Source organism: Mycobacterium sp. NGS67, from assembly GCF_059812185.1.
This window is the reverse complement of sequence record NZ_JCALCF010000033.1, coordinates 12161-38893: the sequence shown is the minus strand read 5'-3', so window position 1 is coordinate 38893 and position 26733 is coordinate 12161. Positions and strand designations below refer to the sequence as shown.

Genomic DNA, 26733 nt, shown 5'->3' with positions numbered 1-26733 from the left:
TGCCCCGGCACCGGCGCACCTTCAGTTGGTGCCGTGTTCGGCAGGGTCGGCGCGCGACTCGTCGGCGATGGCGCGCAGGCGGTCCAGGTCGGCCGGGAGCAGGCCCGGCGCGCCCGCCATCGACTCCATCAGCAGTTCGATCTGTCGGCGCAGCGCGGGAAGGTGCTGCTCGCGCCCGATCGTCTGGGCGTGGTCGATCAGCATGCGCAAGACCCGCAACAAGGTGGCCACGACATGGGGTTGAGTCGTCCCGGTCTGGCGGATCTGGGTGAAAGCGTGCGCAATGTACTCGTCCGGGGACAGGTCCCAGGGGCGTAGCAGGACGCGCTCGTCGGACCCGCACACCGCCGCCGACGGCAGGTCCGAACCCAACAACGTGCGCATCATGCTGCCCAGCCGCAGGACCACCTCGGTTGCCGTCGTCGGGTCGTTGATCGCCGAACTGAGCGCCCGCAGTGCTATGTCGACCAGCTGCCGGATCCCGAAGTCGATGTCCTGCTGCATCGTCCGCACGTCTGCGATCTCCACGGTCGCCAACAGCTTGCTCGTCACCCGCTCCGGAACGTCCGGCATCGGCCACACCGTCATGAGGATCTCGCCGCGGTGGATGTAGGCGCCGGTGCGGGTCTCCAGCCGCACCACGGTCGACGGCGGGATTGCGCTCAGGATGTGTTTGCTCGGCGCCTGCGTGACCCAACCGTCCGACAGCGCCCGCACGTACAGCCGTTCTTCGGGCGCGGGCGGATGCGGCGTCTGCAGGATCGTCTCGCCGCGGGTCTGGCGCTTGATCGCTTCGATGATGTCGTCGGCTTCGGCGGCGATCGACCGGACCACCTCGCCGACCTGCAACCCGTGGGCCAGCCGGTTCAGATAGGCGATGATCAGCAGCACCGTCGTCACGGTCAACACGATCGCGATCGTCATGGAGATCCGCGGGGCGCTGGCGTTGGCGTCCCCGTTGACGTGACGCAGCACCAGCACGCAGAACACGAACGTCGCGACCAGCATGCCGATCACCGTCTGGCTGAGGCGGTTTCGGATGAACGACCGCATCACGCGCGGGGAGAACTGGCTGCTGGCCAGTTGCAGGCTCACCACCGTCAACGAGAACACCACCCCGGCGGTGGTGATCATCGCGCCGGCGACCGTACTGAGCAGCCAGGTCGCGGCGTTGGTGTTCATCTCGACCGTCAACGGCAGTCGCGTGCCGACGCCCAGCGCCCCGTCGACGTATGCGACCGTCTCGGCTGCGACGCCGCCGGCCAGCACCACCAGCGTGGGCAACGCGAACAAACTCTCCCGGAAGTGATACCGCCCGGTGGCGATTCGCAGCGCCGGTGTGGGTTCGACACGTCGCCTCATGGCAGAACCCTATGGCCTCGTCGGCGAGTCCGGCCGCTGGACTCTTGCGTGAATCCTGGGCTTTGCGCGTGAATCCTGGGCTTTGCGCGTGACGCCTGGGCGGGATTTCGCCGATTTTCCCACCGTGGGCTCACGCCGAAAGCCGTCGCTTCACAACCAACGCCCACCATTCACACCGAAGCCGTGGTGCGGCGAAACCTGAGCGGTCTCGCTCTAGCCGCGCAGATAGTCGAGCTGCACCTGCACCGACCATTCGGCGGCGTCCCACAGCTTCTCGTCGACGTCGGTATAGACGTGTTCGACGATCTGACGGGCGCCAGCGTCGTCGCCGAGCTCACGCAGCGCCGAACGCACCTGTTCCAACCGCTCGTGGCGGTGCGCCAGGTATTCGTCGGTGACCGCGTCCAGATCCGGCAGTTCCGGTCCGTGCCCGGGCAGCACCGCCCGGTGCCCGAGTCCGCGCAGCCGGTGCAGCGACTCCAGATAGTCGGTCAGGTTGCCGTCTTCGTGGTCCATCACCGTGGTGCCGCGACCCAGCACCGTGTCGGCGGTCAACACCGCATCGTCCAGGACGAACGACAGCGAGTCGGCGGTGTGCCCGGGCGTGGCCATCACCTTGATCTTCAGGCCGGCGGCGTCGATCACCTCGCCGTCGATCAGGTGGCCACCGAGGCCGCGCAAGAATCCGCTGCCCGCCGAGCGCACCGTCGCCCCGGTCAGCTCGACCAGCTTGTCGATGCCGTCGGTGTGGTCCGGGTGCCGGTGACTGATCAACACCAGACAGATCCGCCCCAGTGCGGCCACCCGCGCGATGTGTTCGTCGTCGTCGGGTCCGGGGTCGACGATCACCAGTTCGTCACTGCGCGGGCCGCGCAACACCCAGGTGTTGGTGCCTTCCAGCGTCATCAGGCCGGGGTTGTCGGCCAGCAGGACCGACACGGTCTCGGTGACCGGTCGTAGTTCACCGTAGGCGGGATGCGTCAGACCCTCGGGCACGGCCGCTAACCGACCTCCACGATCAGCTCCACCTCCACCGGAGCGCCCAGCGGCAACTCGGCCACGCCGACGGCCGAGCGTGCGTGTTTTCCGTTGTCGCCGAACACTTCTCCGAGTAGTTCGGAGGCCCCGTTGACCACTCCCGGCTGTCCGCGGAATTCCGGGGCGGAGGCAACGAACCCCACCACCTTGACCACCTGGGTCACCGAATCCAGCCCGACCAGCGAATCCACCGCGGCCAGCGCGTTGAGCGCGCAGATCCGTGCCAGCGACTTGGCCACGTCCGGGGCGACGCCGGCGCCGACCTGGCCGGTGACGGCCAATTTGCCGTCCACCAACGGCAGCTGGCCCGCGGTGTAGACGAGGTTGCCGGTGCGCACCGCGGGAACGTAGGCCGCCAGCGGCGCGACCACCTGCGGCAGCGTTATGCCCAGTTCCTCCAACCGGGCCCGGACGCTCACTTCGGGCGTTTGAGGTAGGCGACGTGCTGCTCGCCGGTGGGTCCGGGCAGCACCGCTACCAACTCCCAACCGTCGGCGCCCCACTGGTCGAGGATCTGCTTGGTGGCGTGGGTGAGCAGCGGAATCGTCGCGTATTCCCATGTGGTGGGTTGGGTCATGATCGCGAGCTTATCCGTCGGACTGGGGTGGAACCGGTCGGGCTAGCATGCGATGGTGGCAAACACATCGAGCGGCGGTAGCTCCGTCGGGTGGCCGTCGCGGCTGTCGAAGGCCCGCCTGCATTTCGTCACCGGCAAGGGCGGCACCGGAAAATCGACGATCGCGGCGGCGCTGGCGCTGACGCTGGCCGCGGGCGGTCGCAAGGTTTTGCTGGTGGAAGTCGAAGGGCGCCAAGGGATTGCGCAACTGTTCGACGTTCCCCCGCTGCCCTACCAGGAAGTCAAGATCGCCACCGCCGAGCGCGGCGGGCAGGTCAATGCCTTGGCGATCGAGCTCGAGGCCGCATTCCTGGAATACCTGGACATGTTCTACAACCTCGGCATCGCCGGGCGGGCGATGCGCCGGATCGGAGCCATCGAGTTCGCGACGACGATCGCGCCGGGCCTGCGCGACGTGCTGCTCACCGGCAAGATCAAGGAGACGGTGATCCGCACGGACAAAGGGGCCAAGAACTTCGTCTATGACGCCATCGTCGTCGACGCGCCCCCCACCGGGCGCATCGCGCGCTTTCTCGACGTCACCAAGGCGGTGTCGGATCTGGCCAAGGGTGGGCCGGTGCACTCGCAGGCCGAAGGCGTGGTGAAGATCCTGCACTCCGACCAGACCGCGATCCACCTGGTCACGCTGCTAGAGGCGTTGCCGGTGCAGGAAACCCTGGAAGCCATCGAGGAACTCGCCGAGATGCAATTGCCGATCGGCAGCGTGATCGTGAACCGAAACATCCCGGCTTACCTCGATCCGGGTGACCTGGCCAAGGCCGCCGAGGGCGTCGTGGACGCGGACTCGGTGCGCTCCGGTCTGACGGCCGCCGGCATCGAGCTCGAGGACGCCGACTTCGCGGGGCTACTGACCGAGACGATCGAACACGCCACCCGCATCGCCGCGCGCAGCGAAACCGCGCAGCAACTCGACGCGTTGCAGGTGCCGAGACTGGAATTGCCGACCATTTCCGACGGCGTCGACCTGGGCAGTTTGTACGAGCTCTCGGAAGCGCTTGCACAGCAAGGGGTTCGATGACCACGCCACACCCGCATAAGCCGGAAACCCTTGACATGTCGGCGATTCTGGCCGATACGTCCAATCGGGTGGTGGTGTGTTGCGGCGCCGGCGGCGTCGGCAAGACCACCACGGCGGCGGCCATCGCACTGCGTGCGGCCGAATATGGCCGCACCGTAGTCGTTTTGACGATCGACCCGGCGAAGCGGCTCGCGCAGGCGTTGGGAGTCAACGATCTTGGCAATACGCCGCAGCGCGTGCCGCTGGCACCGGAGGTGCCCGGCGAGTTGCACGCGATGATGCTCGACATGCGTCGCACGTTCGACGAAATGGTGATCCAGTACTCGGGATCGGCTCGGGCACAGTCGATTTTGGACAACCAGTTCTACCAGACGGTCGCCACCTCGCTGGCCGGCACGCAAGAGTACATGGCCATGGAGAAACTGGGGCAGCTGTTGGCCCAGGACCGTTGGGATCTGGTGGTGGTGGACACCCCACCGTCGCGCAACGCACTGGACTTCCTGGACGCGCCCAAACGTCTGGGCAGTTTCATGGACAGTCGCCTGTGGCGGTTGCTGCTCGCGCCCGGCCGGGGTCTGGGCCGGCTGGTGACCGGGGCTATGGGCCTGGCGATGAAGGCGATGTCCACCATTCTGGGCTCGCAGATGTTGGGGGACGCGGCCGCGTTCGTGCAGTCCCTGGACGCGACGTTCGGCGGCTTCCGCGAGAAGGCCGACCGTACCTACGCATTGTTGAAGCGGCGCGGCACCCAGTTCGTGGTGGTCTCGGCCGCCGAACCCGACGCGCTGCGCGAAGCGTCCTTCTTCGTCGACCGGCTGTCCCAGGAGGGGATGCCGTTGGCGGGTCTGGTGCTGAACCGCACCCACCCCACGCTGTGCTCGTTGCCGGCGGAACGGGCGATCGACGCCGTGGAGAAACTGGACGGCGACGAATCCGAGGAAGCGTCGTTGGCGGCGGCCGTGCTGCAGATTCACGCCGATCGGGCGCAGACGGCCAAACGGGAGGTCCGGCTGCTGTCCCGGTTCACCGGCGCCAACCCGCACGTGCCGGTCATCGGGGTGCCGTCGCTGCCCTTCGACGTCTCCGACCTCGAGGCGCTGCGCGCCCTCGCCGACCAGATCACGTCGGTCGCGTAACCACCTGGTTCACCCCCGCGTTGCCCGTTATTTGACGCTGATTCAATGGCGGCAGTGATCATCTGTCCCACGCGTAACCCTCAATACGCGCTTGACCTGCGTAAACGAAACCGGCGCCATTGTACGCTCAGCTAAGCTGTAACAAAAAAGTAATGACGTATCAGAGGCCCGACCGGTGCTTCACGTCGGCTTTGACGGGCGTTCGCACCCCACCGGGAGCGCGCTCAACCGCCCGACTCCGCCGCCCGGCAGATCTTGGCGCCAGGGCGATCGGATATCGGTGCCACCTGCGGCGATACGGGGGCTGCGGGGCTTATTCGACGCCGGTTCAACGAATGACGGGCCCCACACTCCGGGCCCGAACCGCCAAAACGCCCCTGACCAGGACAAACACCGACGACCCGGTAGTTGGGGCAGCTAAGCTGTAACAGTAATGCAATGAGGAAGGCGCACAGCGCCAGCCGACGGGCGGCTCAGATGGCCCCGCGGCGCTTGCGCTTGTCGAAGTAGTCCGACCAGGACACCACCTCGGGGTGCTGCTTGAGCAGAGCCCGACGCTGGCGCTCGGTCATTCCGCCCCACACGCCGAACTCGACCTTGTTGTCCAGCGCATCCGCGCCGCATTCCTGCATCACCGGGCAGTGCCGGCAGATCACCGCGGCCTTGCGTTGGGCGGCTCCGCGCACGAACAGTTCGTCGGGGTCGGTCGCCCGGCACAACGCCTGCGAGACCCAGGCGATCCGGTCCTCGGCTTCCACGCTGCGCAGCAGGTTCCCTGTCGACGTGAGGCCCGTCTTCCGAGCGCCCGGACGTGTTCCTGACACGAGCTGATCCCTTCCTCCCGGCCGTCGCTGCCGACCGCCCTCCTCGGGTACCAGCCGATGATGCGGTCTGAACCACACTGCGCCTACAGCTGTTACCTGAATCTCAATGCGTATATAAGTTAGGTGGTCGGGTGCCAATTACGCAACAGTCCGATAACGCTTTTTCTGGGACGGCCGTGCCGTCTTCCTTCCAGGGGCCGGGCCGAACGATTGGGCTCCGTCCCGTAATGGCCCTCTGACCAGTGACGTCGCCGCAAATTCGATGCCGCCAGGGGTGGCAATCTTGTTCAACACCTGCTAAAGAATCTTTTTCCGCCCGCGCGGCGCGGAGCCGTGACAGAAGGTCGCTACTGTAGTACGCATGTCCGAGCGTCCCCCGGTCCCACTGACGCTGTTGAAGCTCGCTGGGTTCTGTGTGCTCGCCAGCGTGGTGGCCACCGCACTGATGTTCCCGTTCGCCGGCGGTGTTGGGTTGATGTCCAACCGGGCTTCCGAGGTCGTCGCCAACGGCTCCGCGCAGCTGCTCGAGGGTCAGGTCCCGGCTGTCTCGACGATGGTCGACGCCAAAGGCAACGTCATCGCCTGGCTGTATTCGCAGCGCCGCTTCGAAGTGCCCTCGGACAAGATCTCCAACCCGATGAAGCTGGCGATCGTGTCCATCGAGGACAAGCGGTTCGCCGACCACAACGGCGTGGACTGGAAAGGCACGCTCACCGGCCTGGCCGGCTACGCCTCCGGTGATGTGGAGACCCGCGGCGGTTCGACCATCGAGCAGCAATACATCAAGAACTACCAACTGCTGGTCACGGCGCAGACCGATGCGGAGAAGCGCGCCGCCGTGGAAACCACCCCGGCGCGCAAGCTGCGCGAGATCCGGATGGCGCTGACGCTCGACAAGACCTTCACCAAACCCGAGATCCTGACCCGCTACCTGAACCTGGTGTCGTTCGGCAACAACTCGTTCGGCATCCAGGACGCCGCGCAGACCTACTTCGGCATCAACGCCATCGACCTGAACTGGCAGCAGGCCGCACTGCTGGCAGGCATGGTGCAGTCGACCAGCGCACTCAACCCCTACACCAACCCCGAGGGCGCGCTGGCCCGGCGAAACCTGGTGCTGGACACCATGATCGAGAACATCCCCAACGAGGCCGACGCTCTGCGCGCGGCCAAGGCGCAGCCGCTGGGGATCCTGCCGCAACCCAACGAGTTGCCGCGCGGCTGCATCGCCGCGGGCGACCGGGGGTTCTTCTGCGACTACGTGCAGGAGTACCTGTCGCGCGCCGGCATCAGCAAGGAACAGGTGGCCCGGGGTGGCTACCTGATCCGCACCACGCTGGATCCCGACGTGCAGATCCCGGTGAAGGCGTCCATCGACAAATTCGCTCCCCCGACGCTGAGCGGCATCTCCAGCGTGATGAGCGTGATCCTGCCGGGAAAGACGTCGCACAAAGTGGTGGCGATGGCCAGCAACCACAAGTACGGGCTGGACACCGAGGCGGGTGAGACCATGCGTCCGCAGCCGTTTTCGCTGGTCGGTGACGGCGCCGGGTCGATCTTCAAGCTCTTCACCACCGCGGCCGCGCTGGACATGGGCATGGGCATCAACGCCAACCTCGACGTCCCGCCCCGGTTCCAGGCCAAGGGCCTCGGTAGCGGCGGCGCCAAGGGCTGTCCCAAGGACACCTGGTGTGTGGTCAACGCCGGCAATTACCGCGGCTCGATGAACGTGACCGACGCGCTGGCCACCTCACCCAACACCGCGTTCGCCAAGTTGATCTCGCAGATCGGGGTGTCCCGCGCCGTCGACATGGCGATCAAGCTCGGCCTGCGTTCCTACGCCAATCCGGGGACGGCCCGCGACTACAACCCCGACAGCAACGAGAGCCTGGCCGACTTCGTCAAGCGCCAGAACATCGGCTCGTTCACGCTGGGCCCCATCGAGGTCAATGCGCTGGAGTTGTCCAACGTGGCGGCGACGCTGGCTTCCGGTGGCATGTGGTGCCCGCCCAACCCGATCGACAAGCTGATCGACCGCAACGGCAACGAGGTCTCCGTCACCACCGAGACCTGCGAACAGGTGGTGCCCGAAGGGCTGGCCAACACGCTGGCCAACGCGATGAGCAAGGACTCCACCGGTAGCGGCACGGCGGCGGGCTCGGCCGGTGCGGCCGGGTGGAATCTGCCGATGTCGGGCAAGACGGGCACCACCGAGGCGCACCGGTCCTCGGGATTCGTCGGATTCACCAACCGTTACGCGGCGGCGAACTACATCTACGACGACTCCCCCTCCCCGACCGACCTGTGTTCGGGTCCGCTGCGGCATTGCGGCAGCGGCGATCTGTACGGGGGCAACGAACCCGCCCGCACCTGGTTCACCGCGATGCAGCCGATCGCCAACAACTTCGGTGAGGTGCACCTGCCGCCCACCGACCCGCGGTACATGGACGGATCCCCCGCCGGGCGGGTGCCCAGCGTGGCCGGTCTCGACGTCGACCAGGCCCGCCAGCGCCTGAAGGACGCCGGTTTCCAGGTCGCCGACCAACCCAACTCGGTCAACAGCGGCGCCAAGTACGGCGAGGTGGTCGGGACGTCGCCGAGCGGGCAGACGATCCCGGGTTCGATAATCACGATCCAAATCAGTAACGGCATCCCGCCGCCACCGCCGCCGCCGCCCGAGGGACTGCCGCCGGAGGTGGTCGGATCCCAGGTCGTGGAGATCCCCGGCCTGCCGCCCATCACCATTCCGCTGATGGCACCGCCGCCGCCCGCGGCGCCGCCGCCGCCGTAAAGCTGTGCGCTAAGAGACACCCGTGCGCCGGTCGGCCGGCAGTAAACTGCCTGGCATGGCTGACGTACTCCCCGTCGTGTTACGGACCGGAGCTGCGGCGCTCGCGTCGGCGATCGCCGGAGTCGGTTACGCCTCGCTCGTCGAGCGCAACGCGTTCGTGCTGCGTGAGGTGACGATCCCGGTGCTGAGCCCGGGCTCGACACCGCTGCGGGTGCTGCACATCAGCGATCTGCACATGACGCCCAACCAGCGCCGTAAGCAGGCCTGGCTGCGCGAGCTGGCCAGCTGGGAACCCGACCTGGTGGTCAACACCGGCGACAACCTCGCGCACCCCAAGGCGGTGCCGGCGGTCGTGCAGGCGCTGGGTGACCTGCTGTCGCGGCCGGGCGTGTTCGTCTTCGGCAGCAACGACTACTTCGGGCCTCGGCCGAAGAACCCGGCGAACTACCTGACCAACCCCGACCACCGCGTCAAAGGCGAGCCGCTGCCCTGGCAGGATCTGCGGGCGGCGTTCACCGAGCGCGGCTGGCTCGACCTCACCCACACCCGGCGCGAGTTCGAGGTGACCGGCCTGCACGTCGCGGCCGCGGGCGTCGACGACCCGCACATCGACCGCGATCGCTACGACACCATCGCCGGACCCGCCAGCCCGGCCGCCAACCTCAAGCTCGGGCTGGTGCACTCGCCCGAACCGCGGGTGCTGGACCGCTTCGCCGCCGACGGCTACCAACTCGTGATGGCCGGCCACACCCACGGCGGACAGCTCTGCCTGCCGTTCTACGGGGCCATCGTGACCAACTGCGGGTTGGATCGGTCCCGGGCCAAGGGACCGTCGCAGTGGGGCGCGAACATGCGCCTGCACGTCTCGGCGGGAATCGGCACCTCACCGTTCGCGCCGGTGCGGTTCTGCTGCCGGCCCGAGGCGACGCTGCTCACGTTGATCGCCACCCCGATGGGCGGCCGCGACGCGACCAGCAATCTGGGCCGACAGCCAACTGTGTCGTCCGTGCGTTGACGGATCGCGTCGCGCTCCGCGACCACTCCCGCGCCTGGACCGACAACGCGATCCGGTTGATCGAAGCCGACGCCCGGCGCAGCGCCGACACCCACCTACTGCGTTATCCACTGCCGTCGGCGTGGGGTGCCGACACCGGGGTGGCCCTGTACCTCAAAGACGAGACGACCCACATCACCGGCAGCCTCAAGCACCGGCTGGCCCGGTCGTTGTTCCTCTACGCGTTGTGCAACGGCTGGATCGACGAGGGCACCACCGTGGTCGAGGCCTCCTCGGGTTCCACGGCGGTCTCCGAGGCCTACTTCGCCGCCCTGCTGGGTCTGCCCTTCGTCGCGGTGATGCCGGCGGCGACCAGTGCGGCCAAGATTGCCCTGATCGAATCCCAAGGCGGCCGTTGCCATTTCGTGCAGAAATCGAGCGAGGTCTATGCCGAGGCGGCGCGCGTCGCCGCTGAGACCGGCGGCCACTACCTCGACCAGTTCACCAACGCCGAGCGGGCCACCGACTGGCGGGGCAACAACAACATCGCCGAGTCGATCTACCTGCAGATGCGCGAGGAAACCCATCCCATTCCGGCGTGGATCGTGGTCGGAGCCGGCACCGGCGGTACCAGCGCGACGATTGGGCGCTACATCCGGTACCGACGGCACGCGACGCGGTTGTGCGTCGTCGATCCGGAGAACTCCGCGTTCTTTCCGGCCTTCGCCGAGCAGCGCTACGACATCACGACGGGCGCCTCGTCGCGCATCGAGGGGATCGGCCGACCGCGGGTCGAGCCGTCGTTTCTGCCGTCGGTGGTCGACCGGATGGTCTCGGTGCCCGACGCCGCCTCGATCGCGGCCTCGCGTCACGTCAGCGCGGTCCTGGGACGGCGGGTGGGGCCCTCGACGGGCACCAATGTGTGGGGGGCGTTCGGGCTGCTCGCCGAGATGGTCGCCGCCGGCTGTGCCGGTTCGGTGGTCACCCTGCTCGCCGACAGCGGTGACCGGTACGCGGACACCTACTTCGACGACGGATGGGTGGTCGCCCAAGGGCTGGATCTCGCCGCCGCCGGGCGGGCGCTGGGCGAGTTCGAACGGTCGTGCACGTGGAACTGAGGCGCCTACCTGCCGTTTGGGAAGTGGCTGGTTGGGTGCGATAGGCTGTCGAAGCTTGAAGCGGGGTGTGGCGCAGCTTGGTAGCGCGCTTCGTTCGGGACGAAGAGGCCGTGGGTTCGAATCCCGCCACCCCGACCCATGTCACATGTCTGTGACCAGCGGAAATGCGGAAACCCGATGCGACCGCAGGCTTCGACGGCTATTGCCCACGGCCGCATCGGGTCAAGCACCGATGAGCGCTAGTACCAGACCCTGCGGCCACCAACCGGGCGACCGACCGCGCCTAGAATCCACAAGACCACGCCGACGAGCAGCAAGATCCCGCCGATCGTGTACAGAATGCTGAGGCCGGTGAAGTACCCGACCACCAGTAGAACGATCCCCAGAATAATCACGTCGCGCCCCTTCTGTTGAACGCTGTCTAATTAACTGACAAGTTGTGGAATACCCTTCTGGACGAAGTTCAATCGCGATGCCGGGCAAGAGTTTTAGCCTGAATCCCGGGGACGGAACCGCACCCTGGTGCCGTAGCGCGGCGCCAGCATGATGGAGCGCCGCACAATCCGTTCGGGACGGCTGTCCACCGCGGTGAATTCGCCTTCGCGCAGCAGCAGCTGCAGCACGGTGATCAGCTCTCGCATCGAGAACGCCGCGCCCAGACACCGTTTGACGCCGCCGCCGAACGGGACCCAGGCATACGTCTGCGGCCGGGTTCCGAGGAAGCGCTCGGGCCGGAACTCGTGCGGCTGGTCGTAGACGGCCGGGTTGCGGTTGATCGCGATGATGTGCACCACGATCCGGGTCCCCGCCGGAACCGTATAGCCGCCGATGACAACGGGTTTGGCGGCCACCCGCGCGGTCAGCGGGGCGGGCGGACGGACCCGCAGTGTTTCGTCGATCACCGCCGTCGTGAAGGCTTCGCCGCCGTTGACCGCCTCCTTGCGCACCCGCCGCAGCGCCTCGGGATGATGCAGCAGCAGATCGAAGACCCACGCCAGGGTTGTCGCGGTGGTCTCGTGACCGGCCAACATCAGCGTGATCAGGTCGTCGCGAATCTCGCTGTCCGACAGCGCTTCCCCGTCGTCTCCGCGCGCCCGGATCAGCAAGGCCAGGATGTCGTGCTGCTGCGCCAGTCCGGGGTCGGCGCGGCGGGCGGCGATCAGCGGCATGACGACGTCGTCGATCTCGCGGTTGGCCCGGGCCCACGACGACCACACCCGCAACGTCCCGAGCCGGCGCAGCGCGTAGCGGACCGTCAATTGTTCGGAGACACCGAGGTTCAGCAACCGTTCGAAGGGCCGGCCCAGCCGGCGCACTTGATCGGGGTCGTCGACCCCGAAGATCACCCGGACGATCACGTCCAGCATCAGCGCCCGCGCGGCGTGCAGCATCTCGAAGGGCCGGTCGACCGGCCAGTCCCGCATCGCCGCGCGCGTGGATGCTTCGATGACCGGCACGTAACCGGCGAGCGCGGCACCGTGCAGGGGCGGCGTCAGCAGCTTGCGTCGTCGCAGGTGCTCGGGTTCCTCCTGCACGAACATCGACCCGGACCCGTAGATGGCGGCCGCGGGCCCAACCCCCTCACCTCCGAGCAGTTCGTCGGTGGGTGCCGTGAAAACCTCCTTGACCAGCGCGGGATCGGACACGATGGCGACGTCGCCCAAGCTGAGAATGGGCATGGTCATGATCGGTCCGTAGCGGCGGATCAGCCGCAGCATCCGCCGCTCGCCACCCACCAGGTAGGCCACTGCATACGCGGCAGCGAACGCACTGCGGAATCGGCGCGGAGCGGGCAGGCCGGGGGGAGGAGGCCCCACGTCGATGACGCTACTGCAGTTACCGTCTAGCGGACTGCACGCAACGCACCGGCGAGCAGATCAAGCGCAGTCGGCGCAGATCTGGCGCCCACCGCCGGAGACCCGGAGGCGGTTGCGGTGCTGCACCAAAAAGCAGCAGGAGCAAGTGAATTCGTCGGATTGCTGCGGAATCACCACCACCGACAGTTCCTCGCCGGACAGATCCGCGCCCGGTAGTTCGAAGAAGGAGTCGTTGGGGTCGTCGTCGACGACTGCCGTGGCGAGCTTGGGCATGGTTCCGAGTTCGCGCAACGCATTTTTGTCGGCGGTGTCGGCATCAGTCACGCGGCGTGCGTCGTAATCGCTGACGGTAGGCATGGCGGTCCTTCCTGCTGAGTGACCGGGCTCGGCACCTTACGTGGTCGCCCGTTGGCTCAGGCAGTACCCCGTTCAGATACGGCTCACACCCAAGGTGACCAACAAATTGCGCGTGTGCTAATAACCGTTCGGATCCGGTCTCAGAGCGCGGGCCAGCCGCCGGCGTACGGCGCGATCTCGTGCCGATTCATCAGGCGCGCGTGGGCTTCTCGACGCTGACTGTGGGATACCCAGGCCAGTCCGACCCACGGCGACGCGACGGCGAGCGCCAGCGCCACGACGGCCAGCAGTTGGTGCCCGGTGGCGAGCGCCACCAATCCGACCACCAGGCCGAGCGCCCAACTGCCGGCCGCCACCAAGCCGGGCACGCTGACGGTCTGCTCGGCGGTGCCGGACGTGGCGGAGCCAGGCCCGTATGTGTCGGTGCCGATGTAGACCATCCGTACTCCCAAGAACGCGAAACAATATCTTGGCTACTATAACCCACGGATACTGTTTCCGAATTACTTAAATTTGCTGCGCGGCTGGGTCAGGGCTACCCCGGAAAACGGCGCGGCTAAACCTGGTACGGCGCCTGATCCGCGGGTACTAAGGGGGCGTGAGTGATACCGCCGTCCTGGTCATCGACATGTTCAACGACTACAGCCATCCCGACGCCGAGCAACTGGCCGAGAATGTCTCCGACATCATCGATCCGTTGGTGGGCCTGATCTCGGTCGCCGACGGGCGCGACGACGTCGACCTGATCTATGTCAACGACAATCACGGCGACTTCACCGCCGACCGCCGCTCGATCGTCGCCAGCGCACTCGACGGCAAGCGGCCCGACCTGGTCAAGCCGCTGATTCCGGCCCGCGAAACGCCGGTCGTGACGAAGGTCCGCCACAGCGTCTTCTACTCCACCGCGCTCGACTATCTGCTGCACCGCCTCGAAGTCAAACGCATCGTGCTGACCGGCCAAGTGACCGAGCAGTGCATCCTGTACAGCGCGCTGGACGGCTATTTGCGCCACTACGACGTGGTGGTGCCCTCCGATGCGGTCGCCCACATAGACTCCGAACTCGGCTCCGCGGCGCTGAAGATGATGGAACGCAACATGAGTGCCGAACTGCTGCCCGCCGCCCGTTGCCTGCCGTAACACCTTTGAGGGAAGGCTCTTGAGTGACCGAACACAAGCCGCAGAACTCCGACTCTGAGGCCGAACCCGACGACCACGTCGCCGAATCACGCGCCGGTCGCGACGACGACGGCGACTACGTGGGACGTACCGGCACCGACGACGACTTTGACGCCGGCGAGACGGGCGCGGAGGCCCGCAGCAACGACGGGTGACCTAGCGGTACAACTCGATGACTTAGCGGTACAACTCGACGACCAGCGGCCGGTGGTCGGAGATGGGCATTTGCTCCGCGGCCGCGGCACGCCCCCGCAGACTGGGGTCGTCGGTCAGGATGTGATCGATCTGGCGGGTGGGTTCGGGCGCGGGAAACGTCGCCGCCGCCGCCAGGGGCCGCATGCCCGTCCAGCGCTGCGCCGCGCCGGGCGCGAGGTTGAGATCGCCGAGCAGCAGCCGGGGACCGGGTAGGCCGCGCAGGTCACGAACCAGCCGGCGCAACTGCCGCCGGTTCCAGCCCGGCACGAAGGACAAATGGGTATTGGCCACGGTCAGCGGTCCCAGTGGAGTCTCCAGTCGTGCGATCACCGCCGCCCGCGGCTCCTCGTCGACCACCACCACCTTGTTGGGGCCCGGCAGATACATCGGGAAGCGCATCGGGATCCGCGACATTCGCACCACCTGCCAACTCGACGCCGGAAACCGGGACAGCAGCGCGATGCCGTAGGCGGCGGTCCCGGGTTGTTCCTGCCCGGTGGCGGCGATCCAGGTCGCGCCGGGGGTGCCCGAGATGGCCGCGACGAACCGCTGCTCCACGGCACCCATCGCTTCGGCCGCGGCGGCGGTCAGGTCGGCCCGTCCGGACCGGGGCTGGTCGACGTCGACTTCCTGCAGGGCGAGCACGTCGGGATTCAGCCGCCGCACGCAGTCGCGCAACCGCTGCGGGTCGACACCGTCGCCCACAGTGCGGCCGTGCAGGATGTTGAAGGTCACCACCCGCACGGCTAAGCCTGCGTTCCGGGCACGTCTGCGATCAACGGGCGGGCCGCCCGGCCACCCGGCCCAACTCGGCGAGATCGCGCTCGGCGTGGCTCTGCCGGATGTAGATGCTCAGGTCCGCGACCCGCTGGGCGTGCCGTCCGTCCTCACACAGCGGACCCGGCCCCAGGGCACGCCCGGTGCGGGTGATCGCCTCGTCCACCGCGTGTTCGGCGACCGCGCGGACGCGGCGGGCCAGCAGCTGCGCCGCACCATCCCGGTCGAACGGGTCGGCATCGATCTGAGCGGCCGCCGTCGCCAGCATCGCATCCCCCGCGGCGAGCGCGGCGTCGACGGCACCCAGATGCGCCAGCGCGTAGGCGTCGGCCGACTCGCTGCGGGCACACCGGTACAGCGGCTCGGCGACCCGGCGGGCGCCGCCGAGCCAACAGGCGGCGACCCCGATTGCGCCGTGCCAGAAGCCCGGGCGCGTCGAGTACTCGTCCGGCCCGCCCACCAGGATCGCGTGCACATTGCTGAACTGCACGGAGCGCGTGTCGCTGCCGGCCATGCCGGGATTCCACCAGGTGCTGGGCAGCGGTTTCACCCCGGCGTCGGTGAGGGTCACCGCGAACAGACCCCGTCCGCCCTCTTCCAGCACCGCGGTCACGAGTGCTTTCGTGCAGAAGCCCGCGCCCGAGCACCACACCTTGATGCCGTTGAGCACGTACTCGTCCCCCGCGATGTTGGTCGCGGTCAGGACGGCGTCGGCGGATTCGGAGGCCCAAACCCCCCACAACTGGCGCGGTTCCGGCGGTTTGCCGCCCAATTCGTGCAGGATTGCGACGGCGTCGACGTGCGCTTCGGCGATGCGTGCCGCGGCGATGTCGTCCTCGGCCAGTTGCGCCAGCCGCTGCCAGCGCTCGCTGGTGTATCCCGAAGCGGGCAACGGCAATTCGAGTCGCCCCGATTCCAACCAGTGCGCAACCAGACCCGCCGTCATGAGCGGTCCCCGGCGACTGACATGGCTTGCTAGTTCCCGTTTGCATTCCCCTTAAACGGCCCTGGTCAGGTTGTTACCGCGGCACATCGGGTATGTCTTTCCGCGCTATGACCAACCAGTTGCGTGAAGCTCTGCGCGCCGCCGCTTCGGCGCTGAAAGAATACGGCCCGCCGTTTGCCTTGGCGGGCGGCTACGCGTTGTGGGCTTACGGTGCACCCGAACCCGTCCACGACGTCGATTTCGTGGTCGCCGAAACCGACGTGCCCGGGGCGGTCGCCACGCTCGAAAAGGCCGGCTTCGTCATCGAACGTCCGCCCGAGGACTGGTTGTTCAAGGTGCGCCTGGGCGACGCGCTGGTCGACGTGCTGCACCGCGTCAACGGTGTCCGGGTGGAGCCCGAGGACATGGAGCTTGCGGAAGACCGCGTGGTGTTGGCGGTTTCGATGCCGGTTCTGCCTCCGACCGTGGTGTTCATCCAGCGCTTACGCGCCCTGACCGAGCACTACTGCGATTTCGCCAGGCTGATCCCGGCCGCGCGGGCGATCCGGGAAAAGCTGGACTGGGACCGCATCGAGGCCGAGACTTCCGACAACGATTTCGCGGTCGCGTTCCTGGTGCTGGCCGATCGACTCGGCCTCCGAAACTGAGGCGAAGCGCGTAAAACTCGTCGCGCTGGGTATCTTCTCGAACTATGGAATCTCATCCTGACCGGGACGAAGACCTGGCGAAGGTGGTCGACGACCTCGAGGAGAATGTCACCGACGAAGCCGACGGCGTACCCGAGGAGGAACAGACTTCCAGTGCGGGCACCGAACAGGAGCCGCCCGATTGAGAGGTCAGTGGTTACGCAGCTTGGCGATCAGTTTGTCTTTGGTCAGGCTCGAATAGCCTGACAGGCCAAGCTCTTTGGCGCGCTTCTTCAGGTCCGTGACGGTCCAGTCGTCGTAGGACCCGGACTTGCCGCCCTTGCGTCCGACCTTGGATTTGCCTTGGCCGGCAGCCGCATTGGAGATCCGGGCCGCCTTCTCCTTGGAATCGCCCTTCTTGCGTAGGTCCTTGTACAGCTTCTCGTTTTTGATCGACGAGTTCGGCACCGTCGCCACCTCCTGTGCGTTGCTGCGAAACCGCTGGCAGAGTGCCCGCATTGGGCAACCTCAAAACGGCCTGCCCGAAGACTGCCCCGACTTGTTTGGGGCAGTGCTGACCGGGAACACAGGGCGCGACGGACCAACAAGGGTTCGGCACATTACCCGAAGGACTAAAGATGAGTGACGAGAACAGCGGTCCCCAAGAAGGCATCAAGGGTGTCGTTGAAGGCGCCAAGGGCAAGGCCAAGGAGGCCGTCGGTGCGGTGACCGGCAGCGACGATCTGAAGAACGAGGGCGAAGCCCAACAGGACAAGGCCGACGCGCAACGCGATGCCGCCAAGAAAGAGGCCGAAGCCGAATCCGCCCGGGGCGGCGCGGAGGCAGCCGAGGAACGGCAGAAGTCCAACCAGTAGTCCACCAGCAGTCCACCCGAATTCCGGTGTGCTCGCCACCTGCTGAGCTTTCCGCCGGCGATACGGTTTCCCACGCTGGAACAGGACATTGGAAGTGGTGATGCAGGCAGGCAAGGGGCGAGGCGACCTCCGCGGCGTGGTGGCGATCGGCGCGTCCGCGGGGGGTGTTGAGGCGCTCTCGCAGCTGGCCGCGGGACTCTCACCCGACCTCCCCTACGCCTACCTGGTCACCTTGCACCTGCCCGCATTCGCACCCAGCATGTTGGCGCGCATCGTCGACCGGCACGGTCCGGTGCGCGCCGTCAACGCGCAGCACGGCGCAGAGTTGCAACCGGGACTCATCTACGTCGCCGTCCCGGATCACCATCTGTTGGTCGCAGACCATCGGGTAGTGCTTTCGCAGGGGCCGACCGAGAACGGGCACCGGCCGGCTATCAACGCGCTGTTCCGTTCCGTCGCACTGGATTTCGGGCCGCGCGCCATCGGGATCCTACTCTCGGGCGTGTTGGAGGACGGCGTGCTCGGGCTGGGAGCGATCCGATCCCGGGGCGGCTACACGATCGGTCAGGACCCCGAGGACGCGTTGTTTCCCGCAATGCCGCTCAATGCTTACAACGCCGGCGTTCTGGACCGCCAAGCGGCTGCCGGGAATATCGGAGCCGTGTTGAAAGAATTGGCTCAGCGCGAGATCGAGGAGTGCGACATGGAGCGCGACGTCGCGATGGAGATGGAAAACCGCATAGCCATGGCATCCCGTTTCGCCACCGACTTCGACACCCAGGAACTCGGCCCGCCCTCGGGATTCACCTGCCCGGACTGCAACGGATCGCTGATAGCGGTGGGCGAAGGCAACTTTCGCTGCCACGTCGGTCATGCGTGGACGCCCGACTCGCTGCTCGCCTCCCACGACGACGAAGTGGAAAATGCGCTTTGGATCGCGTTGCGCAGCCTGCAGGAGAAGGCGAAGCTGTCCAGCCAATTGGCCAGCAGGGCCGGGCAAGGTCCGCTGTTCGGTCGGTACAGCGCCGTCGCGCAGGAAGCCGAGCGGGCCCTCGCGGTGCTCAGCGAGCGACTGGCCGAAGGGGTTCCCCGTCCCGGAGAGCAAGGTGCCTGACTCGAGCACAGCGATCCGCGTCGATGTCGCAGGCCATCACGACGCGTCGATATTGGTCGCCGCGGGGGTGCTGGACAGCTCCACTTATCGCGACCTTCGCGACACCGTGATCAAGACCGCGCTCGAGGAGCCTCGCGCGGTGATCGTGGACGTGAACCGGCTGAGTGTCCCGTCGCCGTCGGCCTGGTCGGTGTTCACCAGCGCCCGTTGGCACGTGAGTGTCTGGCCGGATGTCCCAGTTCTCCTGGTGTGCAGCGATATACACAACAGGCGAGAGATAATTGCCAGTGGTGTAACGCGGTACGTTCCGCTGTTCCGTACCCGTAAGACGGCCCTGGCAGCAGCCGACGAATCGGCCGTCACCGGCCGCCGTCGTGCGCGCACGCAACTTCCCGCTGACCTGGTCAGTCTGCGACTGTGCCGGGTCAGGGTCCGCGAATGGTTGACCACCTGGTCAGAGAGCCCCCTCGTTCCCGTCGCCAGCACGGTCGCCACGGTGTTCGTCGACAACGTCCTCCGGCATACCGAATCGGCTCCCGTGTTGATCGTGGAGAAACTCAAGGACATCGTCACCGTCGCCGTGCAGGATTGCAGCGACCAGCCCGCGGTCCGACACGAAGACGGCCGCTGGGGTACCGAAATCGTTTCCGGGCTGGCGATCGTCTCCGCTCTGTCACGGGTATGGGGCAGCACCCCGACGTCCTCGGGCAAGACGGTATGGGCCGTGATCGGCTCCGAAAATGAGCTCTGACGTTCGCGAGTAATGTCAGGTACTCCGGCAATCTCGGCGAACGGCAACTCGATGAACGGCACCTCCGACGAGGCTTTCGAAGCCTTGTTGCGTTACATGCGGGATTCCCGCGGGTTCGATTTCACCGGTTACAAACGCACGTCGCTGATGCGCCGGGTGCGTCACAGGATGGATCACGCCGGATACGCCACCTATGAGGAATACCTCGACGTCCTGCAGGCCAGCTCGGACGAATTCGCGGCGTTGTTCAACACCATCCTGATCAACGTCACCGCCTTCTTCCGTGACCCCGAAGCATGGGAGTTCGTCAGCAGCGACGTCATTCCCCGGCTGCTGGCCGAGCGCGGTCCCGACGATCCCATCCGGGTGTGGAGCGCGGGAAGCGCGTCCGGGCAGGAGGCCTACACGCTGGCAATGCTGTTGTCGGAGGCGATGGGAGCAGACGCCTTCCGGCAACGTGTGAAGATCTACGCCACCGACATCGACGAGGAGGCACTCGCCGAAGCGCGTGCCGCGTCCTACGACGCCCGGGCGGTCGAGTCGGTGCCGCAACAGCTGCTGGGGCGCTACTTCGAACAAGTCAACGGGCGCTACCTGTTTCACAAGGACCTGCGCCGCGCGGTCATCTTCGGTCGCAACGACCTGGTCAAGGATGCGCCGATCTCCCGGGTGGACCTGCTGGTGTGCCGTAACACCCTGATGTATCTGAACGCCGAAACCCAGCGAAACGTGTTAGGCCGCTTGAATTTCGCGTTGGCCCCGCAGGGGACACTGTTCCTCGGGCATGCCGAGATGTTGTTGAGCCACGGTGACAAGTTCGTCCCGCTGAACTTGAAGAACCGGATTTTCCGAAAGTTGCGCGGGTCCCGCGACGGTGTCGAGCGTTACGACCCGGCGACAGCTTTCTACGATCGGCACGGCGAATCGGTGGGCCTGATGACGGTGCGCGACTTGGCATTTCGTGTCAGTCCGGTGGCGCAGATCGTCGTCACCGGCGAAGACACCGTCGCGATGATCAACCAGCAGGCGGAGACCATCTTCGGACTCTCCGCCCGCGACATCGGCCGGTTGTTGCGTGACCTCGAAGTGTCCTACCGACCGGTCGAGTTGCGGGCGTACCTCGAGCAGGCCAAGGTGGAGCGGCGCTCGGCGCGCATCCAGGACGTCAAATGGCAACGGCCCGGCGCGGACACGGTGTGGTTCGAGATCCACGTCAATCCGTTGATCGACGCCGAGAACGGCCTGTTGGGCGTGTCGATCGTGTTCTTCGACGTCACCGCCACGCGAGCGCTGCTCGACAAGGTGGTACAGACGAACCGGCAACTCGAGGCGGCCTACGAGGAGTTGCAGTCGACCAACGAAGAACTCGAGACCACCAACGAGGAACTGCAGTCCACCGTCGAGGAACTGGAAACCACCAACGAAGAACTGCAGTCCACCAACGAAGAACTCGAGACGATGAACGAGGAACTGCAGTCGACCAACGACGAACTGCACACCATCAACGACACGCTGCGAGAACGCGGCGTCGAACTGGACGACGCGAAGAACTTCCTCGATTCACTGATCAACTCCGTCCAGCTGGGCATGGTCGTGGTGGACCGTGAAATGCGGGTGGTGGTGTGGAACCACGGTTGCGAGGAACTGTGGGGGTTGCGCGCCGACGAGACCACCGGCGCGCAACTGCTTTCGCTGGACATCGGTCTGCCGATGGACAGCGTGCGACCCCTGATCGGCAACGCTTTCGCCGACACGGAGACTGCCGGTGAGGCCGTGGTGGATGCGGTCAATCGACGCGGACGGCCAGCCCAGGTGCGCCTGACGTGCACCTCGTTCCGCACCCGTGAAGGAACCGTCGGCGGCGCGCTGCTGCTGATGGGGGTGGTCGGCTAGCTCGAGGCCGGCGAATCGCTGTCCGAAAAGCGAACTGCTCGGCCAGTGCCGTTTGACTCCTGTAGAAGCCCGGGTAGCCCAACTTCGCATGGGGGTCAAAAGGAGCACCGAAATGAAGTCACTGTGAAAGTAGCGATCGTCCGCGGCGACGACGCGTACTCCGAGCATGGCGGGTACGGGATCGCCGACGACGACGGTCAACTCTGCGCTGCACTGGCGCGCCAGGGATTGACCGTGACGGCCTGCCGGCGCCGACGCGACGAAGACTCGCCGGTCGAGCCGGGTTATCGGCAGGAGTCCGCCGGCATCGGCCCTGCCACTACGGTGTCACCGGCCGAGGTATTGCCGTTCGTGGGTGAATGGGCCGCCGAACTGGGCCGGCAGTGGGCGGCGGACCCGCCCGACATGGTGCACGCGTACGGCTGGCTGGGCGGCTTGGCGGCCCAATTGGCCGCGCGCCGGGGTGGACTGCCCGTCGTGCAGAGTTTCCACGGCATAGCAGCCGGGACCGCCGACGTCGAGAAGTCTCGGCTGCTACCGCTGCTGGTCCGTGGCGCGACCTGGGTGACCGGGGGCAGCACCGACGAGATCGCCGCGCTGGCCCGGTTGCGCCGCCGTCGCGCGCAAGTGTCGGTCCTGTCGACCGGAATCGACGTCACGCGCTACGTGCCCACCGGTCCCCCGGACACCAACTCCGGCTCGTTCCGTATCCTGCAATTGGCGCCGAATCTGTTGCGGCACAATGGTTTCGAGCTGACTATCCGGGCGCTGCCCAGGCTGTCCGGCACGGAACTGGTGATCGCCCAGACGACGTCCTCGGACGACGGCAAACCGGCACTGCAGCAGCTCGCCGCCGAACTCGGGGTCAGCGACCGGGTCCGCTTCGTCGACGCCGTCGACCAAGAGGCGATTTCGTCGTTGCTGCAATCCGCTGACGTGCTCACCTGCACGCCGTGGCACGCACCACGGGCCACGGCGGCGTTGCAGGCGATGGCCAGCGGAGTGGTCGTGGTGGGCGTACCGGTCGGCGCCCTGGTCGACACCGTGATCAACGGCGTCACCGGGGTGTTGGTGTCGCCGACCAGTCCGCATGAGTTGGCTTCGGCGCTGAAAACGCTGCAGCATCACACTTTCCAGCGGGTGAGTATGGGTTCGGCAGGCCGGTCCCGAGTGATGTCGCGGTTCAGCTGGGACCGGATCGCGATGGACGCAGTGAGCATCTATCACCAGACCCTGTCCCAGCAACGGGTTACTGCCGGCCGCGGTCACGTCAACGCCACGGCGTAGGTAAAAGCAGCGTGTTACCCGCCGCGACCGGGAACGGCAGCGACACCGCCGCAATCCGATACGGACAGTTCCGCACTGGCGATTCCGGGTCGGCGCACCGCTTCTTTGCCAACGCCTACAAGCCGGGCTGGCAGCTCAGCAGTCTGGGCAAGGAGTCGGTCGTCACCCACCGGCGCTTCGAGACAGACTGGATCACCGTCGACGAGTTGCTGATCGAGGGGCGGGTGGGCTGCGAGATCAATCCGGCCGAATCGGTCGTGGTGATCCAGCCGCGGGCAGGTTCTCTCACCGTCGCCGGCGACCCTGGGACGAACATCGCGACGGCGGTGCTGGCCGCGGACGGATTGCCATGCGTGCTGCAGGCCAACACCGCGCGGTTCCATGTGGTGAGCATGGATCTGCAGTTGGTGAGTTACGTCGCCGTCGAGAAAGGCGGTCCGCTACCGCACCGGCTTCAGTTCCTGGATTGCCGCCCGCACACCGACGCGGTCACCCAGACGTGGAGTCAGGCGCTGGACTATGTGATCGCCAGCTTCGGATGCGCGGAAACGGCGCATCAGCCGTTGCTCGTCGCCGCGGCCGCCCGCCTGCTGGGAGCGGCGCTGCTCGAGTGCTTTCCGTCCAACCTGCACGCCGACCGTGAGTTGCTGAGCAACCCGTCGCTGCCGCCCAGCCTGAAGGGCGCGGTTTCCTTCATCCACCGCCACTGCGGTGACGGGATCGGCGTCAACGACGTCGCGGACGCGCTTCGGATGACACCGCGCGCGGTGCAATATCTGTTCCGGCACCACCTGGATACGACGCCTACCGAGTATTTGCGCCGCGTTCGGTTGCAGCGCGCTCATCAGGATCTCAGCAGCAGCGACCGGGCCAGCACCACCGTCGCCGAGGTCGCACAACGCTGGGGTTTCTGTCACACGGGTCGGTTCGCCGCGCTCTACCGCGGCACCTACGGACAGAGCCCGCACACCACGCTGCACCAGTGACCGCTCTCAGAGCATGGTGCGCGGGGCTCGCAGCACCTGATCGACCCGGTAGGCCGCGTCGTCTTCGTCGTCCTGGGCGGTGATTTCGGAGACCACCCGCTCGGCGATGTTGCGCAGCTTCACATTGGATTCCTGCGACAGCTTCACCAGCAAATCGAATGCGGACTCGGAGTCGACGCCGTACCGCAGCATCAGGATTCCCATCGCCTGATTGATCACCGCGCGTCGAGAATCCACGGCCAGCAACGCCTCGCTCAGATGTTTCTGCAGGTCAGCGTCGAACTGATCGGTGATGTCGATGTAGAAGCCGCCGATGCCGAGCAGCCGGCCGTCGGGTCCGGAGAACCGGTCGCCGACCACCACGACGACGTGCGTCTCACCCCGGGTGTCGATGATGCGGTGGCGGCTGCTGAACGCGGCACCGTGCCTGCGCACCTGCTCGATGAGTTCGGGCACGGTGGGTTTGTCGTCGGGATGCCTGTGCTTGAGCAGCAATTGGTTGGTCGGAGTGACGGTGCCCGGTTCGTAGCCGTGCATTCGGGCGACCTCTTCAGACCATTCCCAGCGATCTTCACGGGTCAGGTAACGGAATCTCCCGACCATGGGCCACCTGCGGCCCTTCTTTCGCCGCGAATCTGCGCACACCAGCCCAACTATATTTCGGCTGGCCCGTCCGCCTGTACCAAAGCGGCATCATGACTTCGCAATCTTGCTGGGAGCTCAGGCGGTCTTGGCCAGCACCGCCGTCGGGGATCGGCTTTCGCTCCTGCTCACTTTGCGGATCAGTGAGCGGGTGGCCTTCTCCACCATCTGTTGTGCGTCGCTTCGGCGCCGCGTCCGGGCCGCGCGCTCCGTCGCGGAGACGATGGTCAGACCCTGGCGGTAGCCGCTGACCACCCGCGGATCGACATAGGAGCTCCGCGCCACCGCCGGTGTGTTGCCCAACTCTTCGGAAACCTCCCGCATGACCGCTGCTTCGATCTTCTTGGCCTGCCGCTCCGACACGGCGGGGTCGGCACCGGCGAACGCCGCCGCGGCCAGCACCGTGCCATGCCAGGTCCGCAGGTCCTTGACCGAGTAGTCGGCTCCGACCAGTTCCTTGAACCGTGCGTTGAGGTCGTCGGCCTTGACCTCTGTCCAGCCGGAAGCGTTGCGGCACATCAAGAATCGCCCCGAGCAGTCGGTTCTGCGCAGCATGGCGCGCACCGCCCGGACGACTTCGGCGTCCTCGATTTCGTATTGGCGTTGCACCCCGCTCTTGGCGGGGTAGTCGAACGCCACCGCGTCTCGGCGCACGGTCACGTGCTCACAGAGCAGGGTGGCCAGCCCGTAGGACTCGTTTTCCTCGGCGTATTGTTCGCCGCCGGCACGGAAGTACCCCAGGTCGAGCAGGTGCAGTCCCAGCGCGAGTACCCGCTCCCGGTTCAGGCCGCGGGTGTCGAGGTCGCGCGCGATCTGCTCGCGCCAGGCCGGCAGCTTCGTCGACATTTCCAGCACCCGGTCGAACTTCTCTTCGGCGCGTTCCTGCTGCCAGTTCTGGTGGTAGAGATACTGACGCCGTCCGGCGGCGTCGGTGCCCACCGCCTGGATGTGCCCGTTGGGATACGGAGCGATCCACACCTTCTTCCAGGCCGGCGGGATGACCAGGTCCTTGATCCGCTGCACCGTGGTCTCGTCGGCCAGCAAGTCCCCGTCCGCGCCGTAATAGGCGAAACCCTTGCCGCGACGCTTACGCGTGATACCGGGCTTGCTCAGCACACTGCGGCGCAGCCGCATGTCAGTCCTCCGCTGTCCCCGACTTCGATCTCCGGTCGGCTGCAGCCTGAATTGCCCGTGCGGCCAGCCCTTACACCTGCGTGCAATGCCGAACGACCCGCCACGGCGTCGTGGCGGGTCGTTCGTTTGTCGACTCAGGGATCAGCCGGCCATGAACTCGTGGTAGGCCGACTCCAGATGCCCCGGCAACGCGCTCACGTTGCACTGCCGCTCGGTTTCGCCGATCGGCGCCAGGATCCCGCGCAGGTCGTAGTACTCGTTGGGGTGCGCGGTGAAGTAGCCCCGGATGTTCGACGCTGCGACACCACGGTCCTGGCCATAGGCGGCCATGACCACCTGATTGGCACCCGGGTGGCTGGAAAGGTACTGCTGCGCCGCGCCGGTGACCGACGAGACGGTGGCATTGACACCTTCCGGACTGCAGTCAGGTGCGGCCGCCGCCGACGGCGCGCCGACGAGGCCGACGACAACTCCCCCGAGCAGACAACCGGCGCTGATACCGGCAACCCGCCGAGGCGCGACGATACTGCTGAATTTCATGTTGCTGTGTTCCTCCGAATTCGCGAACCTTCGCTGGGGCGCCCGAGGCCCCGAAATCCAAAGTAGCGAAACCGAAATCGGTGACCCGGGCATGTTCGCCGACGACGAACGCGGCAATCGGGGGATGCGCCGGTAAAGGTGTGATCCGTGCAACTCGAGTCAACTATTTAGCTAAGCAAACATACAACTCGGCTGAGAAACGATGAGAACTCTCAGAAACGGCCGCGTCTTCTTAAGAGATCGTGACCTGAATTCGTGACACAACCGTTATCTCAGGTGGCCCGAATCCGATAGCTACCGGTTGAGCTTGCCGTCCCGCGCGCCGGTCAAGGCGTCGTCGAGGGTGGGGTACAGCGGGAACGTCTTGTCCAGGCCGGTCAGGTGGATCGGCCGTCTGGTCGCCGGGCCGTGGGCCACCACGCCGAACTCTGCGGCGTCGCCGAGTTTCTCGTAGGTCGAGGCCAGGATCTTCAAGCCCACCGAACCCAGGAAGTCGACTGAGGAAAGGTCGATGACCAGCGCTGCCGGACCGTCGGCGACCACGCCGCCGATTGCTTCCTCCAGGGCCGGCGCAGTAACCAAGTCGATTTCGCCGCCGATGCTGAGCACGACTACCCCGTCGTGGTCGGAGACCGTGGCAGTGATCGAATCAGGAGCTGACAATGGCGATCCTTTGTCCGGGCCTTCGGTGTGGTGCC

31 protein-coding genes and 1 tRNA gene are annotated in these 26733 nt (G+C 66.4%); 16 read left to right on the top strand and 16 right to left on the bottom strand.

Annotated features, from left to right (window positions below; translation table 11 throughout):
• Positions 1-21 precede the first annotated feature (21 nt).
• The 4 genes from AC5Y4D_RS23430 to sp36 all read right to left on the bottom strand — a co-directional run bounded on the left by AC5Y4D_RS23430 (position 22) and on the right by sp36 (position 2977).
• Positions 22-1362 carry a DUF2254 domain-containing protein gene (locus AC5Y4D_RS23430; protein ID WP_500038335.1) on the bottom strand — a complete coding sequence of 447 codons (1341 nt, stop codon included), beginning with the start codon at positions 1360-1362 and terminating at the stop codon, positions 22-24.
• A gap of 213 nt (positions 1363-1575) precedes the next feature.
• Positions 1576-2358 (bottom strand): MBL fold metallo-hydrolase, encoded by a 783-nt coding sequence (locus AC5Y4D_RS23425; RefSeq protein ID WP_499993109.1) that lies wholly within the window; start codon positions 2356-2358, stop codon positions 1576-1578.
• A 5-nt stretch (positions 2359-2363) separates the two neighbouring features.
• A complete protein-coding gene (locus tag AC5Y4D_RS23420; RefSeq protein WP_499993107.1) occupies positions 2364-2819 on the bottom strand; it encodes a RidA family protein in 456 nt (151 codons plus the stop codon).
• Complete coding sequence (gene sp36, locus AC5Y4D_RS23415) at positions 2816-2977, bottom strand: Sp36 family protein (protein WP_120794267.1); 162 nt, start codon at positions 2975-2977, stop codon at positions 2816-2818. The genes AC5Y4D_RS23420 and sp36 overlap by 4 nt, the downstream gene beginning before the upstream one ends.
• 52 nt (positions 2978-3029) lie before the next feature.
• Here sp36 and bagA point away from each other — a divergent pair, with 52 nt between their 5' ends.
• The gene (gene bagA / locus AC5Y4D_RS23410; RefSeq protein WP_499993105.1) at positions 3030-4055 is read left to right on the top strand and encodes an ATPase BagA; all 1026 of its coding nucleotides are present in this window, start codon (positions 3030-3032) and stop codon (positions 4053-4055) included.
• On the top strand, positions 4052-5191 hold the full coding sequence (gene bagB / locus AC5Y4D_RS23405) for an ATPase BagB (protein WP_500038334.1): 1140 nt from the start codon (positions 4052-4054) through the stop codon (positions 5189-5191). The genes bagA and bagB overlap by 4 nt, the downstream gene beginning before the upstream one ends.
• 473 nt (positions 5192-5664) lie before the next feature.
• On the opposite strand, the gene AC5Y4D_RS23400 is transcribed toward bagB, so the two are convergent.
• The gene (locus tag AC5Y4D_RS23400; RefSeq protein ID WP_499943362.1) at positions 5665-6015 is read right to left on the bottom strand and encodes a WhiB family transcriptional regulator; all 351 of its coding nucleotides are present in this window, start codon (positions 6013-6015) and stop codon (positions 5665-5667) included.
• Positions 6016-6376: 361 nt separating this feature from the next.
• Here AC5Y4D_RS23400 and ponA2 point away from each other — a divergent pair, with 361 nt between their 5' ends.
• The 4 genes from ponA2 (at position 6377) to AC5Y4D_RS23380 (ending at position 11053) form a co-directional block, all read left to right on the top strand.
• Entirely contained in the window at positions 6377-8806 is a 2430-nt protein-coding gene (gene ponA2 / locus AC5Y4D_RS23395) for a transglycosylase/D,D-transpeptidase PonA2 (protein ID WP_499943361.1), read from the top strand.
• Positions 8807-8861: 55 nt separating this feature from the next.
• Positions 8862-9821: a metallophosphoesterase gene (locus tag AC5Y4D_RS23390; RefSeq protein ID WP_500038333.1), complete on the top strand. Its 960-nt coding sequence runs from the start codon at positions 8862-8864 to the stop codon at positions 9819-9821.
• Complete coding sequence (cds1, locus tag AC5Y4D_RS23385) at positions 9818-10918, top strand: L-cysteine desulfhydrase Cds1 (protein ID WP_500038332.1); 1101 nt, start codon at positions 9818-9820, stop codon at positions 10916-10918. The genes AC5Y4D_RS23390 and cds1 overlap by 4 nt, the downstream gene beginning before the upstream one ends.
• A gap of 61 nt (positions 10919-10979) precedes the next feature.
• A tRNA-Pro gene (locus AC5Y4D_RS23380) sits at positions 10980-11053 on the top strand.
• A 104-nt stretch (positions 11054-11157) separates the two neighbouring features.
• Here AC5Y4D_RS23380 and AC5Y4D_RS23375 read toward each other — a convergent pair.
• From AC5Y4D_RS23375 to AC5Y4D_RS23360, 4 genes are all read right to left on the bottom strand, one after another.
• A complete protein-coding gene (locus AC5Y4D_RS23375) occupies positions 11158-11313 on the bottom strand; it encodes a hypothetical protein (RefSeq protein ID WP_499993095.1) in 156 nt (51 codons plus the stop codon).
• Positions 11314-11406: 93 nt separating this feature from the next.
• Positions 11407-12735 carry a cytochrome P450 gene (locus tag AC5Y4D_RS23370; protein ID WP_500038331.1) on the bottom strand — a complete coding sequence of 443 codons (1329 nt, stop codon included), beginning with the start codon at positions 12733-12735 and terminating at the stop codon, positions 11407-11409.
• A 60-nt stretch (positions 12736-12795) separates the two neighbouring features.
• Positions 12796-13092 (bottom strand): DUF4193 domain-containing protein, encoded by a 297-nt coding sequence (locus AC5Y4D_RS23365; protein ID WP_499943354.1) that lies wholly within the window; start codon positions 13090-13092, stop codon positions 12796-12798.
• 140 nt (positions 13093-13232) lie between these two features.
• Positions 13233-13532, bottom strand: coding sequence for a hypothetical protein (locus tag AC5Y4D_RS23360; RefSeq protein WP_500038330.1), 300 nt, complete (start codon positions 13530-13532; stop codon positions 13233-13235).
• A 158-nt stretch (positions 13533-13690) separates the two neighbouring features.
• On the opposite strand from AC5Y4D_RS23360, the gene AC5Y4D_RS23355 reads away from it, so the two are divergent.
• Positions 13691-14230 carry a cysteine hydrolase family protein gene (locus tag AC5Y4D_RS23355; RefSeq protein ID WP_500038329.1) on the top strand — a complete coding sequence of 180 codons (540 nt, stop codon included), beginning with the start codon at positions 13691-13693 and terminating at the stop codon, positions 14228-14230.
• Positions 14231-14253: 23 nt separating this feature from the next.
• Positions 14254-14424 (top strand): hypothetical protein, encoded by a 171-nt coding sequence (locus AC5Y4D_RS23350; RefSeq protein ID WP_499943351.1) that lies wholly within the window; start codon positions 14254-14256, stop codon positions 14422-14424.
• Between the two features lie 22 nt (positions 14425-14446).
• Here the strand turns inward: AC5Y4D_RS23350 and AC5Y4D_RS23345 are convergent, their stop codons facing one another.
• Both AC5Y4D_RS23345 and AC5Y4D_RS23340 read right to left on the bottom strand, forming a co-directional pair.
• Positions 14447-15208, bottom strand: coding sequence for an endonuclease/exonuclease/phosphatase family protein (locus AC5Y4D_RS23345; protein ID WP_500038328.1), 762 nt, complete (start codon positions 15206-15208; stop codon positions 14447-14449).
• 31 nt (positions 15209-15239) lie between these two features.
• A complete protein-coding gene (locus AC5Y4D_RS23340) occupies positions 15240-16187 on the bottom strand; it encodes an acyl-CoA dehydrogenase family protein (RefSeq protein ID WP_500038327.1) in 948 nt (315 codons plus the stop codon).
• Between the two features lie 107 nt (positions 16188-16294).
• Between AC5Y4D_RS23340 and AC5Y4D_RS23335 the strand changes: the two genes are divergently transcribed.
• Entirely contained in the window at positions 16295-16834 is a 540-nt protein-coding gene (locus AC5Y4D_RS23335; protein ID WP_500038326.1) for a nucleotidyltransferase family protein, read from the top strand.
• Positions 16835-16878: 44 nt separating this feature from the next.
• Positions 16879-17019, top strand: a complete 141-nt coding sequence (locus AC5Y4D_RS23330) for a hypothetical protein (protein WP_500038325.1) — start codon at positions 16879-16881, stop codon at positions 17017-17019.
• Between the two features lie 4 nt (positions 17020-17023).
• Here the strand turns inward: AC5Y4D_RS23330 and AC5Y4D_RS23325 are convergent, their stop codons facing one another.
• On the bottom strand, positions 17024-17281 hold the full coding sequence (locus tag AC5Y4D_RS23325; protein WP_499943423.1) for a DUF7218 family protein: 258 nt from the start codon (positions 17279-17281) through the stop codon (positions 17024-17026).
• 170 nt (positions 17282-17451) lie between these two features.
• Here AC5Y4D_RS23325 and mbp1 point away from each other — a divergent pair, with 170 nt between their 5' ends.
• The 6 genes from mbp1 (at position 17452) to AC5Y4D_RS23295 (ending at position 23719) form a co-directional block, all read left to right on the top strand.
• Positions 17452-17688, top strand: a complete 237-nt coding sequence (gene mbp1, locus AC5Y4D_RS23320; protein ID WP_499943346.1) for a microaggregate-binding protein 1 — start codon at positions 17452-17454, stop codon at positions 17686-17688.
• Positions 17689-17782: 94 nt separating this feature from the next.
• Positions 17783-18802 carry a chemotaxis protein CheB gene (locus tag AC5Y4D_RS23315; protein WP_500038324.1) on the top strand — a complete coding sequence of 340 codons (1020 nt, stop codon included), beginning with the start codon at positions 17783-17785 and terminating at the stop codon, positions 18800-18802.
• Positions 18795-19553 (top strand): sulfate transporter, encoded by a 759-nt coding sequence (locus tag AC5Y4D_RS23310; RefSeq protein WP_499943344.1) that lies wholly within the window; start codon positions 18795-18797, stop codon positions 19551-19553. Before AC5Y4D_RS23315 ends, AC5Y4D_RS23310 begins: the two co-directional genes overlap by 8 nt.
• Positions 19554-19604: 51 nt before the next feature.
• On the top strand, positions 19605-21446 hold the full coding sequence (locus AC5Y4D_RS23305; RefSeq protein WP_499943422.1) for a CheR family methyltransferase: 1842 nt from the start codon (positions 19605-19607) through the stop codon (positions 21444-21446).
• 123 nt (positions 21447-21569) lie between these two features.
• Positions 21570-22733: a glycosyltransferase gene (locus AC5Y4D_RS23300; RefSeq protein WP_499943343.1), complete on the top strand. Its 1164-nt coding sequence runs from the start codon at positions 21570-21572 to the stop codon at positions 22731-22733.
• A gap of 11 nt (positions 22734-22744) precedes the next feature.
• Positions 22745-23719: a helix-turn-helix transcriptional regulator gene (locus tag AC5Y4D_RS23295; RefSeq protein ID WP_499993084.1), complete on the top strand. Its 975-nt coding sequence runs from the start codon at positions 22745-22747 to the stop codon at positions 23717-23719.
• A 6-nt stretch (positions 23720-23725) separates the two neighbouring features.
• Here the strand turns inward: AC5Y4D_RS23295 and AC5Y4D_RS23290 are convergent, their stop codons facing one another.
• The 4 genes from AC5Y4D_RS23290 to AC5Y4D_RS23275 form a co-directional block, all read right to left on the bottom strand.
• Entirely contained in the window at positions 23726-24322 is a 597-nt protein-coding gene (locus tag AC5Y4D_RS23290) for a PAS and ANTAR domain-containing protein (RefSeq protein WP_499943341.1), read from the bottom strand.
• A 117-nt stretch (positions 24323-24439) separates the two neighbouring features.
• Positions 24440-25495, bottom strand: a complete 1056-nt coding sequence (locus AC5Y4D_RS23285; RefSeq protein WP_499943340.1) for a DNA topoisomerase IB — start codon at positions 25493-25495, stop codon at positions 24440-24442.
• A 141-nt stretch (positions 25496-25636) separates the two neighbouring features.
• The gene (locus tag AC5Y4D_RS23280; RefSeq protein WP_499943339.1) at positions 25637-26035 is read right to left on the bottom strand and encodes a heme-binding protein; all 399 of its coding nucleotides are present in this window, start codon (positions 26033-26035) and stop codon (positions 25637-25639) included.
• Between the two features lie 294 nt (positions 26036-26329).
• Positions 26330-26698 carry an STAS domain-containing protein gene (locus AC5Y4D_RS23275; protein WP_499943338.1) on the bottom strand — a complete coding sequence of 123 codons (369 nt, stop codon included), beginning with the start codon at positions 26696-26698 and terminating at the stop codon, positions 26330-26332.
• Positions 26699-26733 lie beyond the last annotated feature (35 nt).

Coding starts and splice junctions, on each gene's coding strand:
- AC5Y4D_RS23280 (WP_499943339.1), bottom strand. CDS start 26,035: ATGAAATTCAGCAGTATCGTCGCGCCTCGGCGGGTTGCCGGTATCAGC.
- AC5Y4D_RS23365 (WP_499943354.1), bottom strand. CDS start 13,092: ATGCCTACCGTCAGCGATTACGACGCACGCCGCGTGACTGATGCCGAC.
- AC5Y4D_RS23285 (WP_499943340.1), bottom strand. CDS start 25,495: ATGCGGCTGCGCCGCAGTGTGCTGAGCAAGCCCGGTATCACGCGTAAG.
- bagA (WP_499993105.1), top strand. CDS start 3,030: ATGGTGGCAAACACATCGAGCGGCGGTAGCTCCGTCGGGTGGCCGTCG.
- AC5Y4D_RS23390 (WP_500038333.1), top strand. CDS start 8,862: ATGGCTGACGTACTCCCCGTCGTGTTACGGACCGGAGCTGCGGCGCTC.
- AC5Y4D_RS23335 (WP_500038326.1), top strand. CDS start 16,295: ATGACCAACCAGTTGCGTGAAGCTCTGCGCGCCGCCGCTTCGGCGCTG.
- AC5Y4D_RS23340 (WP_500038327.1), bottom strand. CDS start 16,187: ATGACGGCGGGTCTGGTTGCGCACTGGTTGGAATCGGGGCGACTCGAA.
- AC5Y4D_RS23330 (WP_500038325.1), top strand. CDS start 16,879: ATGGAATCTCATCCTGACCGGGACGAAGACCTGGCGAAGGTGGTCGAC.
- bagB (WP_500038334.1), top strand. CDS start 4,052: ATGACCACGCCACACCCGCATAAGCCGGAAACCCTTGACATGTCGGCG.
- mbp1 (WP_499943346.1), top strand. CDS start 17,452: ATGAGTGACGAGAACAGCGGTCCCCAAGAAGGCATCAAGGGTGTCGTT.
- AC5Y4D_RS23430 (WP_500038335.1), bottom strand. CDS start 1,362: ATGAGGCGACGTGTCGAACCCACACCGGCGCTGCGAATCGCCACCGGG.
- AC5Y4D_RS23305 (WP_499943422.1), top strand. CDS start 19,605: ATGAACGGCACCTCCGACGAGGCTTTCGAAGCCTTGTTGCGTTACATG.
- ponA2 (WP_499943361.1), top strand. CDS start 6,377: ATGTCCGAGCGTCCCCCGGTCCCACTGACGCTGTTGAAGCTCGCTGGG.
- sp36 (WP_120794267.1), bottom strand. CDS start 2,977: ATGACCCAACCCACCACATGGGAATACGCGACGATTCCGCTGCTCACC.
- AC5Y4D_RS23290 (WP_499943341.1), bottom strand. CDS start 24,322: ATGGTCGGGAGATTCCGTTACCTGACCCGTGAAGATCGCTGGGAATGG.
- AC5Y4D_RS23360 (WP_500038330.1), bottom strand. CDS start 13,532: ATGGTCTACATCGGCACCGACACATACGGGCCTGGCTCCGCCACGTCC.